Source organism: Mesorhizobium sp. P2_E7, assembly GCF_056403855.1.
In genome coordinates this window covers 2,983,169-2,999,731 of record NZ_JBFUER010000001.1, presented here as the reverse complement: position 1 = coordinate 2,999,731, position 16,563 = coordinate 2,983,169, and the positions used below count along the sequence as shown (strand labels likewise).

At 63.6% G+C, this 16,563-nt stretch carries 16 protein-coding genes and 1 tRNA gene; 12 read left to right on the top strand and 5 right to left on the bottom strand.

Translation table 11 applies throughout. The features are described 5' to 3' along the window. Positions 1-65 precede the first annotated feature (65 nt). Both AC1DYC_RS14760 and AC1DYC_RS14755 read right to left on the bottom strand, forming a co-directional pair. Positions 66-806 carry a proton-conducting membrane transporter gene (locus tag AC1DYC_RS14760; RefSeq protein WP_477407344.1) on the bottom strand — a complete coding sequence of 247 codons (741 nt, stop codon included), beginning with the start codon at positions 804-806 and terminating at the stop codon, positions 66-68. A 415-nt stretch (positions 807-1,221) separates the two neighbouring features. Continuing rightward, on the bottom strand, positions 1,222-3,060 hold the full coding sequence (locus AC1DYC_RS14755) for a M3 family oligoendopeptidase (protein WP_477407342.1): 1,839 nt from the start codon (positions 3,058-3,060) through the stop codon (positions 1,222-1,224). A 145-nt stretch (positions 3,061-3,205) separates the two neighbouring features. Between AC1DYC_RS14755 and AC1DYC_RS14750 the strand changes: the two genes are divergently transcribed. The 4 genes from AC1DYC_RS14750 to AC1DYC_RS14735 all read left to right on the top strand — a co-directional run bounded on the left by AC1DYC_RS14750 (position 3,206) and on the right by AC1DYC_RS14735 (position 7,508). After that, positions 3,206-4,744 carry a sigma-54-dependent transcriptional regulator gene (locus AC1DYC_RS14750; protein WP_477407340.1) on the top strand — a complete coding sequence of 513 codons (1,539 nt, stop codon included), beginning with the start codon at positions 3,206-3,208 and terminating at the stop codon, positions 4,742-4,744. A gap of 408 nt (positions 4,745-5,152) precedes the next feature. Continuing rightward, entirely contained in the window at positions 5,153-6,988 is a 1,836-nt protein-coding gene (mepK, locus tag AC1DYC_RS14745) for a peptidoglycan L,D-endopeptidase MepK (RefSeq protein ID WP_477408312.1), read from the top strand. A gap of 117 nt (positions 6,989-7,105) precedes the next feature. Then, positions 7,106-7,179: transfer RNA gene (locus tag AC1DYC_RS14740), tRNA-Gln, on the top strand. A gap of 134 nt (positions 7,180-7,313) precedes the next feature. Beyond that, positions 7,314-7,508 carry a hypothetical protein gene (locus AC1DYC_RS14735; RefSeq protein ID WP_477407338.1) on the top strand — a complete coding sequence of 65 codons (195 nt, stop codon included), beginning with the start codon at positions 7,314-7,316 and terminating at the stop codon, positions 7,506-7,508. Between the two features lie 60 nt (positions 7,509-7,568). On the opposite strand, the gene AC1DYC_RS14730 is transcribed toward AC1DYC_RS14735, so the two are convergent. Continuing rightward, on the bottom strand, positions 7,569-8,207 hold the full coding sequence (locus tag AC1DYC_RS14730; RefSeq protein WP_477407336.1) for a 2-dehydro-3-deoxy-phosphogluconate aldolase: 639 nt from the start codon (positions 8,205-8,207) through the stop codon (positions 7,569-7,571). Positions 8,208-8,377: 170 nt separating this feature from the next. Between AC1DYC_RS14730 and trhO the strand changes: the two genes are divergently transcribed. Continuing rightward, entirely contained in the window at positions 8,378-9,310 is a 933-nt protein-coding gene (trhO, locus tag AC1DYC_RS14725; protein ID WP_477407334.1) for an oxygen-dependent tRNA uridine(34) hydroxylase TrhO, read from the top strand. A 28-nt stretch (positions 9,311-9,338) separates the two neighbouring features. Here trhO and AC1DYC_RS14720 read toward each other — a convergent pair whose 3' ends face one another. Further along, positions 9,339-9,701 carry a YybH family protein gene (locus tag AC1DYC_RS14720; protein WP_477407332.1) on the bottom strand — a complete coding sequence of 121 codons (363 nt, stop codon included), beginning with the start codon at positions 9,699-9,701 and terminating at the stop codon, positions 9,339-9,341. A gap of 202 nt (positions 9,702-9,903) precedes the next feature. Here AC1DYC_RS14720 and AC1DYC_RS14715 point away from each other — a divergent pair, with 202 nt between their 5' ends. From AC1DYC_RS14715 to AC1DYC_RS14705, 3 genes are all read left to right on the top strand, one after another. After that, complete coding sequence (locus tag AC1DYC_RS14715) at positions 9,904-10,641, top strand: tellurite resistance TerB family protein (protein ID WP_477407330.1); 738 nt, start codon at positions 9,904-9,906, stop codon at positions 10,639-10,641. 251 nt (positions 10,642-10,892) lie between these two features. Then, positions 10,893-11,654, top strand: a complete 762-nt coding sequence (locus AC1DYC_RS14710; protein WP_477407328.1) for an SDR family oxidoreductase — start codon at positions 10,893-10,895, stop codon at positions 11,652-11,654. A gap of 15 nt (positions 11,655-11,669) precedes the next feature. Continuing rightward, the gene (locus AC1DYC_RS14705; RefSeq protein ID WP_477407326.1) at positions 11,670-12,311 is read left to right on the top strand and encodes a DUF4304 domain-containing protein; all 642 of its coding nucleotides are present in this window, start codon (positions 11,670-11,672) and stop codon (positions 12,309-12,311) included. A gap of 23 nt (positions 12,312-12,334) precedes the next feature. Here AC1DYC_RS14705 and AC1DYC_RS14700 read toward each other — a convergent pair whose 3' ends face one another. Beyond that, on the bottom strand, positions 12,335-13,525 hold the full coding sequence (locus AC1DYC_RS14700) for a pyridoxal phosphate-dependent aminotransferase (RefSeq protein ID WP_477407324.1): 1,191 nt from the start codon (positions 13,523-13,525) through the stop codon (positions 12,335-12,337). A gap of 83 nt (positions 13,526-13,608) precedes the next feature. Between AC1DYC_RS14700 and AC1DYC_RS14695 the strand changes: the two genes are divergently transcribed. Genes AC1DYC_RS14695 through denD form a run of 4 tightly spaced genes read left to right on the top strand, consistent with a single transcriptional unit; the run spans position 13,609 to position 16,563 of the window. After that, complete coding sequence (locus AC1DYC_RS14695) at positions 13,609-14,295, top strand: GNAT family N-acetyltransferase (RefSeq protein ID WP_477407322.1); 687 nt, start codon at positions 13,609-13,611, stop codon at positions 14,293-14,295. A 10-nt stretch (positions 14,296-14,305) separates the two neighbouring features. Beyond that, a complete protein-coding gene (locus tag AC1DYC_RS14690) occupies positions 14,306-15,301 on the top strand; it encodes a cation diffusion facilitator family transporter (protein WP_477407320.1) in 996 nt (331 codons plus the stop codon). Positions 15,302-15,359: 58 nt separating this feature from the next. Next, entirely contained in the window at positions 15,360-15,566 is a 207-nt protein-coding gene (locus AC1DYC_RS14685; RefSeq protein ID WP_477408310.1) for a hypothetical protein, read from the top strand. 13 nt (positions 15,567-15,579) lie between these two features. After that, positions 15,580-16,563: a D-erythronate dehydrogenase gene (denD, locus tag AC1DYC_RS14680; RefSeq protein ID WP_477407318.1), complete on the top strand. Its 984-nt coding sequence runs from the start codon at positions 15,580-15,582 to the stop codon at positions 16,561-16,563.

Sequence of the window (16,563 nt, the reverse complement as noted above, 5' to 3'; positions counted from 1 at the left end):
GCGCTTGCGAAAACAAAAGCGGCGCCCGAAGGCGCCGCCTTGTCGGCCTTATCGCCGATGATCGGTCAGGTGTTGTTGGCGGTCCCGGCGGTCGGGAATTGGCGTGCGAATTCCGTCTCGTCGCCGGCGGCAAGCAACTTGGCCTGCTCGATCCACTTTTCGCGGGCGATGCGGCCGTCGAAATTCAGCGTGTCCTCGATGCGCTTGACGTCGGCGGCCGTCCATGCGGCGATCTGGGCGTAGGTCGTGACGCCGAGGCCCTTGAGCAGCTTGTCGTTGACCGGGCCGATGCCGATCAGGCGGCGCAGATTGTCGGCCTTCCCAGTTGCGGGGGCGGCCTTCTTCGGGGTTGCGGCCGGCTTTGCAGCGGCAGGCTTCGGAGCGGCGCTCGCCTTGGCAGCCGCGGGTTTGCCGGCAGCCGGTTTGGCGGCGGCGGATTTGGCCGCAGCTGGCTTGGCGGCGGCAGGCTTGGCCGCGGCGGGTTTGGCGGGCGTGGCCGGCTTCGCGGCCGGGGCGGACTTCGCCGTTGCGGGTGTCGACACCAGCGCTGCCGGCGCCGCGCTGGAAGGTTTGGCCGATGGAGCAGACGTTTCACGCAGCCGGCGTTCGAGATCGGCGCGGGTCTTGCCGCAGGCGTCGAGTTCGCCGGTCAGGCGATCGGCATCGGCGCGCAGCCTGTCGCGCTCGCTGCGGGTGCGGTCGAGGTCGCCGCGCAGGCTGTCAAGCTCGCCGCGCAGCCGGCCCCAGATAAACCAGCCAACCAACAAACCTACAAGGAACGCCAGGACAATGTAGAAGAAGGTCATCGTCTCTCTCCAGTCGGATCCGTCCGCCGCCGCCTCAAGTCATGACCTTGGCAGATCGGATCATCCAATGTGGTTCGGCGGTTCGGGGAACAGCCGCTCTGTCGTCGACTGCCGGCGTTCGGCTTTCCCGCCCATTGCCAACCGTCGCTGTCGCATTCGCCGGACCGCTGCCATGGGCCGGCATGCTGTCCGGCCTGAGCCGCGCGCCCGGCTGAGCTTCAGTCGGAAAGGCTATCATACGGATTCTGGAAAGCTAACGGAAAATTTCGCCGGAGAGTTCTTCAAGAACAGGTATTTAGAACAAGAACAGAGCGGCCGTCACATGCATTCCGGCTAAACTGTTCTGCGATTTCTCAAAGTCGAAGCGGCCGCCGAACCTGTCGCTTTGCACCACCGGTCCAACGGGTTGGTGACGTCAACTGTCGAGCGCTTCCAGTTCGTCGATCAAGCCGCCGATCACGCCAAGCCCGATCTGCCAGAAGGCGGGGTCGGTGGCGTCGAGGCCGAAGGGTGCGAGAAGCTCGGAGTGATGCTTGGTGCCACCGGCACGCAGCATCTCGAAATACTTGTCCTGGAAGCCGTGCTCGGCATTCTGGTAGACGGCGTAGAGCGAGTTCACCAGGCAGTCGCCGAAGGCATAGGCGTAGACGTAGAAGGGCGAGTGGATGAAGTGCGGGATGTAGGTCCAGAAGACCTCGTAGCCCTCGCGAAGCTTGATCGCCGGCCCCAGGCTTTCGGCCTGCACTTCCAGCCAGAACTGGCCGAGCTTGTCGGAGGTCAGTTCGCCGTTCTTGCGTTCGGCATGCACCTTGCGCTCGAACTCGTAGAAGGCGATCTGGCGCACGACCGTGTTGATCATGTCCTCGACCTTCTGGGCTAGCATGGCCTTGCGTTCACGCTTGTCGGTGGTCTGGTCGAGCAGCGAACGGAAGGTCAGCATCTCGCCGAAGACAGAGGCCGTCTCGGCCAAAGTCAGCGGCGTCGAGGCCATCAGCGCGCCCTGGCCGCCGGCCAGCACCTGATGCACGCCATGGCCGAGCTCATGCGCCAGCGTCATCACATCGCGCGGCTTGCCCATGTAGTTGAGCAGCACGTAGGGGTGCGCCGAAGGCACGGTCGGATGAGCAAAGGCGCCGGGCGACTTGCCGGGTCTCACCGGCGCGTCGATCCAGTTGCGGTCGAAGAAGACGCGGGCGATTTCCGCCATGTCAGGCGAAAAGCGCTGATAGGCCGACAGCACGGTGTTCCTGGCTTCGTCCCAGCGGATCACCGCCTGCGGGGTCTCGGGCAAGGGGGCGTTGCGGTCCCAGTGGTTCATCACGTCCATGCCGAGCCACCGCGCCTTCATCGCGTAGTAGCGATGCGACAGGCGCGGATAAGCCTCGCGCACGGCCGACGCCAGCGCATCGACCACGCTGCGCTCGACACGGTTAGCGAGGTGGCGTGAATCGGCGATGTCCTCGAAGCCGCGCCAGCGGTCGGAAATCTCCTTGTCCTTGGCCAGCGTGTTGGTGATCAGCGTGAAGGTGCGCAGGCTTTTGCGGAAGGTCGTGGCCAGCGCCTCGGCCGCACGGCGGCGGACCTCGCCATCGGCGTCCTGCAGCCGGTTCAGCGCTGGCTCCAACGTCAGTTCCTCGCCGTCTATGTCGAAACGCAGATCGGTCATCGTTTCATCGAACAAGCGGTTCCAGGCGCCGCGCCCGGTGATCGACTTCTCATGGAAGAGCTGCTCGACGCGGTCCTCGAGCTGGTAGGGCTTGTCCATTCTGAGGTCGAGCACCCAGGGCCGGTAGTGGGCAAAGCCGGCGTCGGCGGCGAGGGCTGCTTCGAGTGCCTTGTCGTCGATCAGGTTCAGCTCCAGCGCGAAGAACAACAGATGCGCGCTGGCGTCGGTCATCTTCTCCTGGATGTCGCCGTACAGCTTGGCGCGCTGCGGATCGGCGGTGTTGCCGGCATAGACCAGGCCGGCATAGGAGACGATGCGGCCGATCAGTTCCTCCAGCGCCTCATAGGCTGTCAGCGCCTCGCCGAGCTTGCCAGCGCTGCCGCGCTCGGCCTCCGCGGCCAGCGTGCCCTTCCAACGGTTCTCGAAGGCGACAGCGTCGGCCGCCGCCTTGGCGATGTCGCGCTTCAGTTCGGGCGCCTCCATGCCTGAATAGAGATCGCCGAGATTCCATTCCGGCAGGTCGCCGAGCTCCGCCGCGCCCTGACCGGACGCTGCCGCTGCAAGCTGCCGACCGAGAATCCTGCTCATCAACAATTACCTTCTGGAATCAAGGGGAAAGGGCAAGCCGGTCAAATCCTAAGGAATTCATTCACCGGGTTTTTTGAAACCTTGTTTAGAACCCTGTGCCAGGATGATCCATGGGAATTTCCCGGGCGGACAACTGAAATCAGTCATGACAGGTTCCATTCTCATAGTCGATGACGATCCCGTGCAGCGCCGGCTGCTCGAGGCGGCGGTGACGAAATTCGGCCACAGCGCCATCGTTACCGATGGCGGCGAGGCAGGCCTGGAGGCCCTCGACGGACCCGGCGCGCGCGATGTGTCGGCGGTCATCCTCGACCTTGTCATGCCCGGCCTCGACGGCATCGGCGTGCTGAAGGCGATGCGCGAACGCGGCATTACTGTTCCTGTCATCGTGCAGACCGCGCAGGGCGGTATCGAGACGGTGGTTTCGGCGATGCGCCACGGCGCCTTCGATTTTGTCGTCAAACCGGCGTCTCCCGACCGGCTGCAGACCGCGATCGGCAACGCGCTCAAGGTCGAGGCGGTCGAGGACGAGGTCAAGCGCACGTCGCGGCGGCGCGGCGGGCATTTGACCTTCAAGGACATGATCACGCACAGCCCGGCGATGGACCGGGTTATCCGCCTTGGCCAAAAGGCAGCGGCCTCCAACATTCCGATCCTGATCGAGGGCGAGTCGGGCGTCGGCAAGGAACTTGTGGCGCGCGCCATCCAGGGCACCGGTGATCGTCGCTCAAAACCCTTCGTCACCGTCAATTGCGGCGCCATCCCCGACAATCTGGTCGAATCGATCCTGTTCGGCCACGAGAAAGGGTCGTTCACCGGCGCCACCGACAAACACACCGGCAAGTTCGTCGAGGCGCATTCAGGCACGTTGTTCCTGGACGAAATCGGCGATCTGCCGCTCGACGTGCAGGTCAAACTCTTGCGCGCTGTCCAGGACGGCGAGGTCGATCCGGTCGGCGGTCGCGCCACGGTCAGGGTCGATATCAGGCTGATCTCGGCCACGCATCGCAACCTTCTGCAGCAGGTCAAGGACGGCAAGTTCCGCGAGGATTTGTTCTATCGGTTGAATGTCTACCCGATCTTTGTGCCCCCGCTGCGCGACCGGCGCGACGACATCCCGTATCTGGTTAAGCATTTCATGGACAAGGTGGCGCCGGCCGGCCATCGCCTGCATGGCATTTCGGAAGCTGCATTGGCCATGCTGCAGGCCTATGACTGGCCGGGGAACATCAGGCAGCTGGAAAACGCCGTGTTCCGGGCCTCGGTCCTTGCCGAAGGCGATGTGCTGACGCCAGATGAATTCCCGCAGATCCGGGCGCAGGTCGAGGGCACCGTCAATCTCGACGCCGACGTCCCCCTGTCGGACCCCGTCATGGCCTGGAGAAGCGAATCGCAAGGCGACAGCGCGCAGACTGATGGCGTCGGTCCTGTCGCGGCGGAGATCGAGCCTCCGGCCAGGCTAGTTCAGCGTTTCGGCACGCTGAGGGCGCTGGACGAGCGCGGCAATGTGCGCGCGCTGGCCGATGTCGAACTCGAAATGATCAAGCTGGCCATCGACCATTACAACGGTCAGATGAGCGAGGTCGCCCGCCGTCTCGGCATCGGCCGTTCGACGCTCTACCGCAAGCTCAAGGAATATGGCATCGACCCGGAAACCGGCCGCCTCGACCGTCTTGCCTCCTGAAAATACGAACCTCCTGAAAATACGAATTCCACAGCTTGCCAACGCAAGGCCGGGACCAGCTTGCCAGGCGATAGTCGGCGCTGCACAAGGGGTTGCGGCGGGAATACGGCCGATGCGAGCAGCGCTGTTCACGCATTAAGGCTAACGGTAACAGATCGTGTAGCGGGAAAAGGCTGAATCTTGATCTAAACCAGCGGTTTACCAAGAAATCCTGTGTATTATTTTTGACGGGATATCGCCACGGTGTTACCGCATTTCGGCTTCAATAAGCGATGATTAACCATTAGGATCGATATTCGGATGTGACAACCACACATCCGTTTGGGCAAATCCGGGGACAAACGGCAGCCTGCAAGGCCTTTTGATTTGAACAAAGTCGAACGACACAGCAACGGGCGGCACTATCACATTGGCGTCTGGCCGAGATGGCTGGCAGCGGTGATTGTTGCGTTCGGTTTCCTTGCAATGGCCGCAACCGGCGCCAGCGCTGAAACGCGCTCGCTGAAACTCTATCACCTCCACACGCACGAAAAGGCCGAGATCGTCTACAAGCGCAATGGTCGCTACGATCCGGAAGGCCTCAGGAAGATCAACATCATCCTGCGCGACTGGCGTCGCAACGAACCGACCAAGATGGACCCGCGCCTGCTCGACCTGGTGTGGGAAGCCTACCGGCAGGCCGGCGCCACCGACTACATCCAGGTCGTCTGCGGTTATCGCTCGCCGGCGACCAACTCGATGCTGCGCAGCCGCAGCCGCGGTGTCGCCAAGGAAAGCCAGCACATGCTGGGCAAGGCGATGGACTTCTACATTCCCGGCGTGCCGCTGAAGAAGCTGCGCAACATCGGCCTCAAGATGCAGGGCGGCGGCGTCGGCTATTATCCGTCGTCCGGTTCGCCCTTCGTTCATATGGACGTTGGCAATGTGCGCCATTGGCCCGGAATCAGCCGCCAGGAACTGGTCAGCCTGTTCCCCAACGGCAAGACGCTGCATGTGCCGAGCGACGGCCGGCCGCTGCCGGGCTATGACCAGGCACTCGCCGCATACAAGGCGCGCAAGGGCGCCGGTTCCCCGGCCATCATGATGGCCAGCGCTGGCGGCAGCACCAAGAAATCCGGTGGCTTCCTGTCTGCTTTCTTTGGCGGTGGCGGCGAAGACGAAGCCGACGACAGCGCCGATGTCGCGACCGCCGCGCCGTCGCCGAGAAGCGTGAAGCCGGTCCTGGCTGCAAGGAGCAACGACAACAACAGCAACCTGCCAGGCATCGCCATCGTGTCGCCGCAGAACGCCAAGCGCGCCAATATTCCGCAGCTTGCCGACGACAGCGCGGACGATTCCGAGCCGCAGCAGGACACGCCGGAGACGATCATCGCCGCACTCCCGGCCAAGGAAGTGCCACTGCCCGATTTCGCGCCGCGGCCGAAAGCCGATGTCGGTGCGCAGCAGCCTGAGACCGTGCCGTTCGGTATGGCCGATGCCACAACCGAGCAGACGGTGGCGACGGCGCAGGCACCGACCAGCGTGCCGTTTGGCATGGCTGATCCGAACAACGCCGACCAAGAGGCCGACCAGGGCGCTGCAGAACCGGCGCAGGTCGCGGTCAACGTGCCGCTGCCGACCTGGCGTCCCGACCGCTCGGCGCCGCCGGCCGAGCTTTCGTCACAGGACAAGGGTGTGCTTCTGGCGCTGGCCGATACGGCGGCCCACAAGCAAACCGCAACGGACGCCTTCTCGGTGCTGCCGTCACAGCGTCCGGATGAGGTCAAGGCGGTTCTCGAACAGGCCAATGCCACCGATACTGCTGGCATTACCGACGACTATCAGGTCGCCTCGCTCGAGCCGCGCTCGGCGTTCAACGATCCGTCAGGTGTCGATGCCGCAACGCCGCGCGGCGCCATTGCTGCCCGTCCGGCTGGTACCGATCCGGCCTCAGTGATCGGCGCCGGCGTCAAGACGACGCGCAAGGAAGCCAGGGCCTCGGCTCGTGACCTGAAGCCAGGGCCGAAGGCCGTGGTGGTGGCGGCGGAACCGCAGGCGGCGCGCTGGGCGCTGAGCAGCGGCGACACCATCGCCACCGTTTCCAGCCCGACGACTGCGCCGCGCTATGCCTACAACATCGTGCATACGCCGCCGAGCGAGGTTTACACCGCTGGCTTCCAGGCGGACAACCAGATGGCCGATGCCAACCGCTTCACCGGCAATGCCGTAAAATTCCTTTCGGTCGCCCGTTTCCAGACGAAGTAGGGGCCTCGACCGGAACAGACATCAAAGCCGCGCTGGGCAACCTGCCCGGCTTTTTTCTATCGGCGAATCTCCAGCACTGGCTTCCAGCGTCCCGGAATGCTAACCACCAGCCTGCATTCCCGCTTCGTCTAATGGTAGGACAGCGCCCTTTGAAGGCGTGAATCGTGGTTCGAGCCCATGAGCGGGAACCAAACTCTCGATCTAAGACCTCTGACATTTGTGCCACGCCATCCCTGGCGATCACGCGCGGCTGAACTTCTCGTGAGGCCGGAACGACTGACCTTTTTGCGGGTTAGGCTGGGTTCGTTCCAACCTGGGGATATCAATGAAAAACATTCTTTTGGCGTCGGCCATCGCATTGGCAACGGTTTCGGCCGCCATCGCTCCGACACAGGCCGCGACCGTTGTCATCAAGACCCACGACCATATGCGCATGCATCACAATCACTGCCGGACCAAGTGGGTCACGACCTGGCGGCATCACCAGAAGATCGTGAAGAAGGTTACGGTCTGCAATTGACCGTTCTCCAAGCAGCGAACCCGGTCGGCTCAAGTCGGCCGGGTTTTTAATGCCTGGCGTTTACTTCTTGAGCTTGCTTGCTTCTCGGGCGAGCGCCTCGATCTCGTCCCACTTGCCAGCCTTGACCAACTCGTCCGGTGCCACCCATGAGCCGCCGACGCAGATGACGTTGGGCAGGCTGAGATAGTCGGCGGCGTTCTTGGCCGAGATGCCGCCGGTCGGGCAGAATTTTACGTCCGCCAACGGCGAGGCGAAGGCCTTTAGCGAGGCGATGCCGCCGGACTGTTCGGCCGGGAAGAATTTCAGGAAGCGCAGGCCCGCTTCGCGGGCAGCCATGATCTCGCCGGGCGTGATGGCGCCGGGCAGCAGCGGCACTTCGCTGTCCTTGGCCGCCGCCAGCAGCTCGCGGGTGATGCCGGGGCTGACGATAAATTTCGAGCCGGCCGCCGCCGCCTCCTCGAACTGCCTGGCATCGAGAATGGTGCCGGAGCCGACGATGGCGCCCTCGACCTCGCCGGCGACGCGGCGGATCGCCTCCAGCGCATCGGCGGTCCTGAGTGTAATCTCGATTGCCGGCAGGCCGCCGGCGGCGAGCGCCCGGGCCAGCGGCACGGCGTCGGCGACATTGGCGATCTTCAACACCGGGATGACCGGCTGGCCGTTGAGCAGCGACAGGAGCTTTTCGGTCTTGCTGGGCATTGGCTTGTCTCTCCGGCAACGATGATTTCAACCGATTAGCAGAAGGCCGATTCCGAGTCCACGAAACCCGGCCTGCCGCGATGTCACATCTGTCGGCCGACCGGCTGAAGGGAGATGGCTTCTTCAGCGCTGCCTTGAATCCGCTTTGACCACGGTTTAGTGGCTTGGCGATGACACTGTCCAACCATGAACCTGTGCGCGTCGCCGCGCTCTACAAATTTGCGGCGCTGGGCGACTTCGACGCGCTGCGGGAATTGCGCACGCCGCTTGCCGCCTTTTGCTGCGGGCGCGGGATCAAGGGCACGCTGCTTCTGGCGCAGGAAGGCATCAACGGCACGGTCGCCGGCTCGGAGACCGATATCGCCGACCTGATCGCTTATCTCGGGTCCATCGAAGGCCTCGCCGATCTAGAGGTCAAATACAGCACTGCCGCCGAGATGCCGTTCCATCGCATGAAGGTGCGGCTAAAGCGCGAGATCGTCACCATGGGCGTCGAAGACCTCGACCCGGCGAAGGGCGCGGGCACCTATGTCGCGCCGGCCGACTGGAACGCGCTGATCTCGGATGCCGACACCATCGTCATCGACACCCGCAACACCTATGAAGTGTCGATCGGCACGTTCGAGCGCGCCATAGATCCGCGCACGTCGAGCTTTCGCGAATTCCCGGGCTGGATCGAAAAGCATCGCGACCAGCTCGACGGCCGCAAGGTCGCGATGTTTTGCACCGGCGGCATACGCTGCGAAAAGGCGACGGCCTATGTGAAGTCGCTCGGCTTCGAGGATGTGTTCCATCTCAAGGGCGGCATTCTGAGATATCTCGAAGAGGTGCCGGCCGAAGACAGCCTTTGGCAGGGCGAATGCTTCGTCTTCGACGAGCGGGTCTCGGTGTCGCATGGGCTCACTGAGGGCGACGCTGAACTGTGTCGCGCCTGCCGGCATCCGCTGACGCCGGAGGACCGTCTGTCGCCACGCTATGCCACCGGCGTGTCCTGCCCACACTGCTATGAGGCCCGCACGGACGAGGATCGCGCCCGCTATGCCGAGCGGCAGCGCCAGGTCGAACTGGCGCAGGCGCAGGGCAGGGGCCATATCGGCAGCTAGCGTCGGGGCGACTCTGGCGCTGCCTGCGTCACCACGCGACGGAATAGCGGTCGATCACCCACAGCCAGTTGCCATCGGCCTGCCGGCGCGCGACCTCCGAGGTTATCGAGCCATCGGGAAGCCGGGTCGAGGTCAATGCGAGATCGCCATTGATGGCCGCTGGGCGCTGTTCGCCACGCTGGAATTTTCGCCCGCTTGCGACGAATGTTTCAAACAGGGCGCGGATCGCGTCGTGGCCGCGCGTCAATTCGGCTTCGCCGGTGTCTACCACCGCATCGGGTTCGAACAGCGCCATCATGCCATCGACATCTCCCACCCACTGCCGGTCGATCAGCAGGCGTTCCAGATCCTGCGGATCGCGGGCGGGTTCGCGTTCGGTTGGTTCGGCCATGGCAGGTCCTCCCTCGGCATTGCGGCGGCGACACTAGCGGAAGCCACAGCCCATTTCGACACATGGCAGTACCGATTTTTCGAAGGCTGCATCGCTGGCAAAGCGCCCGTTCGTCATTGTAATGTCAACAAGCGGGACCTACGTCTGCAACGTCCAAAACCCGCTCGTCCCCCTGTGGTACGGGCCCTTTTCTGGAGGCACCATGTTCGATCCCAAGAAGCTTCTCGACGACCTGCTCGGCTCGCAAGTTCCCGGTACCACCGGCACCGTCCGCGACAAGGCAGGGCAAGCCGTGCAGATGGCCAAGGACAATCCGCTGGCCGCCGGCGCGCTGGCCGCGGTGCTGCTTGGGACCGGCACCGGACGCCAGGTGACGGGCACCGCCATCAAGCTCGGCGGACTGGCCGCGATCGGCGGCCTCGCCTACAAGGCCTATCAGAACTACAAGGCTGGCAATGCGCCCGAGCAGGCGCCGGCGGCCGGCCAGCCGGAACTGCTGCCGCCGCCCGCCGACACCGCTTTCCATCCCTCGCAGGCTCCGCAGGGCGAGGACGAGTTCACGCTGACGCTGGTGCGGGCGATGATCTCGGCGGCCAAGGCCGACGGCCATGTCGACGACGAGGAACGCGAAAAGATTGCCGGCAAGCTCAAACTCGCCGGCGTCGGGTCCGATGCCGAAAAATTCCTGCTGGCCGAGCTGGACAGCCCGCTCGACCTCGACACGCTGGTCGCCAGCGCCAAGACCGACGAGCAGAGGCTCGAACTCTACACAGCGTCGCGGCTGACCATCGACCCCGATACGCGCGCCGAACGCGGCTATCTCGACCTGCTAGCAGGCCGGCTCGGCCTGCCTGATGCGCTGGTCGACCATGTCGAGGCGACCGTGTCGGCAGCCAAGGTGCCGGCCCCTGCGGGGACCGCGCCGAACCCGCGCTGGTAGGCAGAGCCGCCGGGCCGGAAAAAAGCGTTAACGTCTCGTTTACCGAGGAAGCGCATGATTCTAGCAGTCGGATCGGCTTTTCCTCCTCCCAAGCCCGGTTCAGATCAGGGCGGTCGCCAATGACCGCCCTTTTTGTTGAACCATTTTGCCGATGGTCCGGCTTGCCATGATCCCTGTCATTTGCGATGCCTCGGTGCATTCGGATGCATCCCGATCTGAGCCGGGGATGCGCGGTGCGCAGGAGCAAAATCATGACAGCCCTCACAGAGAAAACCGCCATCGTCACCGGGGCCGGCACCGGCATCGGCAAGAGCGTCGCCACCGCACTGCTCAAGGCGGGCTGGAACACGGTGTTCTGCGGCCGCCGCAAACAAGTGCTCGACGCCGCGATCGCTGAAGCCGGCAAGACCGATGCCAAGGCATTGGCGGTTGCCTGCGACATCAGCAAGGCCGGCCAGGTCGATGATCTGTTCGAGACGGTGGCAGCGGCTTTCGGGCGCGTCGACCTGCTCTTCAACAATGCCGGCATGAGCTACAAGTCGACGCCGATCGACGAGATCCCGGTCGAGGTCTGGAACGACATTGTCGGCGTCAACCTCACCGGATCGTTCCTGTGCGCCCGCGCCGCTTTCGGCGCCATGCGCAGACAGAAGCCGATGGGCGGCCGCATCATCAACAATGGTTCGGTCTCGGCCTATGCGCCACGCCCGGGCTCGGTGCCTTACACCGCGACCAAGCACGCCATATCGGGGCTGACCAAGACGCTGGCGCTCGACGGCCGGCCCTATGACATCGCCTGCGGCCAGATCGACATCGGCAATGCGCTGACCGACATGGCATATGCCATGACCGTCGGCGTGCCCCAGGCCAACGGCTCGATCGCCGCCGAAGCGGTGATGGACGTCCAGCGCGTCGCCGACGCCGTCGTCCACATGGCCAGCCTGCCGCTCGACGCCAATGTGCTGTTCATGACGGTGATGGCGACCAAAATGCCGTTTGTGGGCAGGGGGTAGAGCAGGACATCATGGATGGCGAAATTGCAGGACCTACTTACCCCAGCTATTGACCGGGTATGGCGTTCGGCAATGCGCGACCAAGGCTTTCAGCGAGCAGGTCGTCGCGATTTCATCCGAGTTTGCGGCGGCATCCTGCACGAGTTCAATTTCCAGATTTCGGCGTTCGGATCGCGCGACTTCTGCGTCAATGTCGCTGCGTTCAGCATCGCGGGCAATGATATGCCTGTTCTTCAGCCTGGTTTTCGGCTGGCGGCGCCTAATGGCGCTGATGTTTGGTTGCCGTCAGCGTCCGCTGATGATGCAGAAAAATCGGCCATCACAATGCTTCAGCTTGCGACCGGTCAAGCGTTGCCCTTTTTTGCGGAGAACGGCAGTTACCAACAACATGCCCGATATTTGCGCGGCCAGCGCTGGGGATCAGAACATCACCGATGGTTTCAAATCGGAGTAGCCGAGGCCGGGTCCGCTGAGAACGCCCGGGCGACCGAAGCTCTTAAAACTGCAAAGTCGTACTACGTCGCTGACGGGCGAGAGTGGTGCGCCGTCTGTATTGAACGCGCGGAAGCGCTCATCGGCGCTATCGAATCTGACCGACACAACGAACTTCTCGAACATTGGTATAACCAAAACAGGCGGATTCATCGGCTGCACTAGCGCCAAGCCATCGAATTCTCTCTCTAGGCTTCTTTCTTCAAAAACGCCTCGATCCGCTCCAGCGCGCGCAGAATGTTCTCTTCGGAATTGGCGTAGGAGAGCCTGATATAGCCTTCGCCGAGAATGCCGAAATCGGGGCCGCCGATCAGCGCGACACCGGCATCCTCAAGCAGCGCCGAGGCGAGTTTCTTCGCCTTCCAGCCGGTCTTCGAAACATTGGGGAAGGCATAGAAGGCGCCCTTGGGCGTGATGCAGGAAACGCCGGGCAGCGCGTCCAGCCCCTCTACCACGACCTTCCGGCGGCGATCGAAGGCGCGCATCATCTTGTCGACATCGTCCTGCGGGCCGTCGATGGCGGCGATACCGGCGAACTGGCTCGGCGCGTTGACGCAGGACCAGCAGTTGACCGCCAGCTTGCGCACCTTGTCGTAGAGATGGGCGCCCTTGTCGCCATTCGGCCAGATCGACCAGCCCATGCGCCAGCCGGTCATCGCCCAGGTCTTCGACCAGCCGTTGAGCACGATCAGCCGGTCGCGGATTTCCGGGAAATTGAGCAGCGAGAAATGCGTCTCGCCGTCATAGGTCATGACGTCGTAGATCTCGTCCGACATGATGGCGACCTGTGGGTGTTTCTCCAGCCCCTTGACCAGCTTCTCGATCTCGGCGCGCGGCGTCACGCCACCGGTCGGGTTGGCCGGCGAGTTGAGTATCAAGAGCCTGGTCTTCGAGGTGATCAGCGCCAGTGTCTCCTCCGCCGAGAAGGCAAAGCCGTTTTCCTCGCGGATCGGCACGGGAATGGGTGCAGCGCCGGTGAACTCGATCATCGAGCGGTAGATCGGGAAGCCGGGATCGGGATAGAGGATTTCGGCGCCGGGTTCGCCGAACATCAGGATCGCCGCGAACATGGTCGGCTTGCCGCCGGGCAGGATCATCACATTCTCGGCCGAGACCTCGACGCCGGTCGTGGTCAGCGTGCGCCGAACCACCGCCTCGCGCGTCGCCAGCAGGCCGTTGGCAGGCGTATAGCCATGGTGGCCGTCGCGCAGCGCCTTGATCGCCGCGTCGACAATGTGCTGCGGCGTTTTGAAGTCGGGCTGGCCAATGCCGAGATTGACGATGTCGCGGCCTTGTTGCGCCAGCGCCGTCGCCCTCGCGAGCACCGCAAAGGCGTTTTCCTCGCCGAGGCGGTCGAAGGCCGAAATCGTGTGGAGCATTTTTCCCGTCCGTGTGGTTCTTGCTGTTGGGTCGCGTTTTTGTGAGCGTCTGCTCACAAAAGTCAAACGGATTGGAGTTTTACGTGTCTGAAAATCTCAAAGACTGGCAAGCGCGTCCGCGACCCGAGCGCAAGGCCATCGATGGCCGCTATGTCCGGCTTGAACCGCTGAGCGCCGAAAAGCATGGCGACGGGCTCTACGAAGCGTCATCCGTGCCCGACATCGACGGCCGCTTTGCCTGGCTGCCCGATTATCCGCCGCAGACCCGCGCCGATTTCCAGCCCTGGCTGGACAAGGTCGAGGCAAGTGAGGATCCGCTCTTCTTCACCGTCATCGACAAGGCCAGCGGCAAGGTTGCCGGACGGCAGACGCTGATGCGCATCGATCCCGCTTATGGCGTCATCGAGATCGGCAACATCTATTGGGGGCCGCTGATCTCACGCAAGCCGGCGGCGACCGAGGCGCAGTTCCTGTTCATGAAGTACATTTTCGACGAGCTCGGCTATCGCCGCTACGAATGGAAATGCAACAACCGCAACGAACCCTCGAAGCGTGCGGCGGAACGGTTCGGCTTCAAGTTCGAGGGCATTTTCCGCCAGCATCTTGTGGTCAAGGGTGAAAACCGCGATACCGCGTGGTACTCGATCATCGACAAGGAATGGCCGGCGCTTCGCAAAGCCTATGAGGCCTGGCTCGATCCGGCCAATTTCGATGGCGAAGGCCGGCAGAAGCGACGGCTCGAGGATTTCCGCGCCGAGTTCGGCGCGTAGGAGAAAACATATGGCGCACAGCCACGATCACGGTTCGCACGATCACAGTGCGCATGTACACAGCCATGGCGCCGGTCACGTGCATGGCTCGACCGACAAGAAACGGGTGCTGATCGCGGCTTGCCTGACCGCCGGCTTCATGGTCGCCGAAGTGCTGGGCGGCCTTTTGACGGGATCGCTGGCGCTGCTGGCGGATGGCGGACACATGCTCGCCGATTCGATCGCTCTTGGCCTTGCCTGGTACGCCTTCCATCTGGGCGGACGGCCGGCGACGGTGCGCCTCACCTATGGCTTCGGCCGGGTCAAGACGCTGGTCGCCTACACCAACGGCATCGCCATCTTCGCCATCGCGCTGTGGATCGTCTACGAGGCCTGGGGCCGTCTGATGACGCCGGCGCCAGTGCTGGGCGGGCCGATGCTGGTGGTGGCGATCGCCGGGCTTCTGGTCAACATCGCGTCGTTCTTCGTGCTGCATGGCGGCGATCGCGACAGCCTCAACATGCGCGGCGCCATCCTGCATGTGCTGGGTGATCTGCTCGGCTCGGCGGCGGCGATCGTGGCGGCGCTGGTTATCCTGGCGACCGGCTGGACGCCGATCGATCCGATCCTGTCGGTTCTGGTCTCGGTGCTGATCCTGTCCACCGCCTGGTCGCTGATGCGCGAAGCCGCCCACGTGCTGCTTGAAGGCGTGCCGGCCAGCCTCGACCGCGACCTCATCGCCAAGGATATTGCCGGCACCGTCAAGGGCGTGCGCGAAGTGCACCATATGCATGTCTGGTCGCTGGACGGCTCGAGCAACATGGCGACGCTGCATGCCTGCCTCAATGACGGCGTCGATCCGCATCAGGCGGTCAGCGCCATCAAGAAGCGGCTCGCCGCCGAGCACGGCATCAGCCACGCCACCGTCGAGCCGGAATTCGGCCAGTGCGCCGACAGCCATGACGAACACGACCACGATCATGACCACGACCATGGTGCGCCACCGCATCACGGCCATTATCACTGACAGGGAATCTCATGGCATTGGCATCCCGGTTGACGAGCTCTCGCGACGGCGGGACGGCATGATGGATCGCGACAACAGAAACGCGCTGATTGCCGCGGCCTGGATCATGCTGCTGTTCGGCATTGCGGCCTACAATCTGCCAACGGTGATGCTGGCGCTCGGCAACATCTCGACCGTACTTGCCGGCATCGTCGGCATCGGCTTCGTGCTGGCATTCTTTCTGGTGTTCTGGCTGCGCGGGCGCAGCCAGAACAAGGGCAAATAAGAGGCTTTTACAAATGCGCATCCTGATTACTGGCGCGGCCGGCATGGTCGGCCGCAAGCTTATCGCCCGGCTGGCCAAGGACGGCACGCTCAACGGCCGCAAGATCACGGCACTCGACCTGCATGACATCGTGCCGCCGCAGGCGCCGGCGATGGCGGGCGTCAGCATCGCCACGCATACTGGCGACCTTGCCGACGCCGGTGCTACAGAGAGCCTCGTCGCCTCACGCCCCGACGTGATGTTCCACCTCGCCGGCATCGTGTCGGGCGAAGCGGAAGCCAATTTCGATCTCGGCTATCGCGTCAACCTCGACGGCACCAGGGCGCTGTTCGACGCCGTGCGGCTGGCGGGTTTTGCGCCGCGCCTGGTCTTCACCTCGTCGATAGCGGTGTTCGGCGCGCCGTTCCCGGATGTCATCCCGGACGACTTTCATCCGACGCCGCTGACGTCCTACGGCACGCAGAAGCAGATGAGCGAGGCGCTGCTGGCCGACTACTCCAGGCGCGGCTTCTTCGACGGCATCGGCATTCGCCTGCCGACCATTTGCGTGCGGCCCGGCAAGCCGAACAAGGCTGCGTCCGGCTTCTTCTCCGGTATCATCCGCGAGCCGCTTGCCGGGCAGGAGGCGATCCTGCCGGTGCCGCGTTCGGTGCTGCACACCCATGCCAGCCCGCGCTCGGCGGTCAGTTTCCTGATTCATGCGGCGGGGATCGACGGTGCCGCCGTCGGCCCGCGCCGCAACCTCACCATGCCCGGCGTTGCCGTCACCGTCGGCGAGCAGATCGAGGCGCTGGAGCGCATTGCCGGACCGAAGGTCGCGGGCCTGATCCGCGAGCAGCCTGACGAAACGATCTGGGCGATCGTCAAGGGCTGGCCGACGCGCTTCGAGGCGCGGCGCTCACGGGATCTCGGTTTCAGCGCCGAGAAGAGTTTTGATGAAATCATCCAAGCGCATATCGAGGATGAGCTCGATGGCAAGATTGCGGGTCAGGCCTGA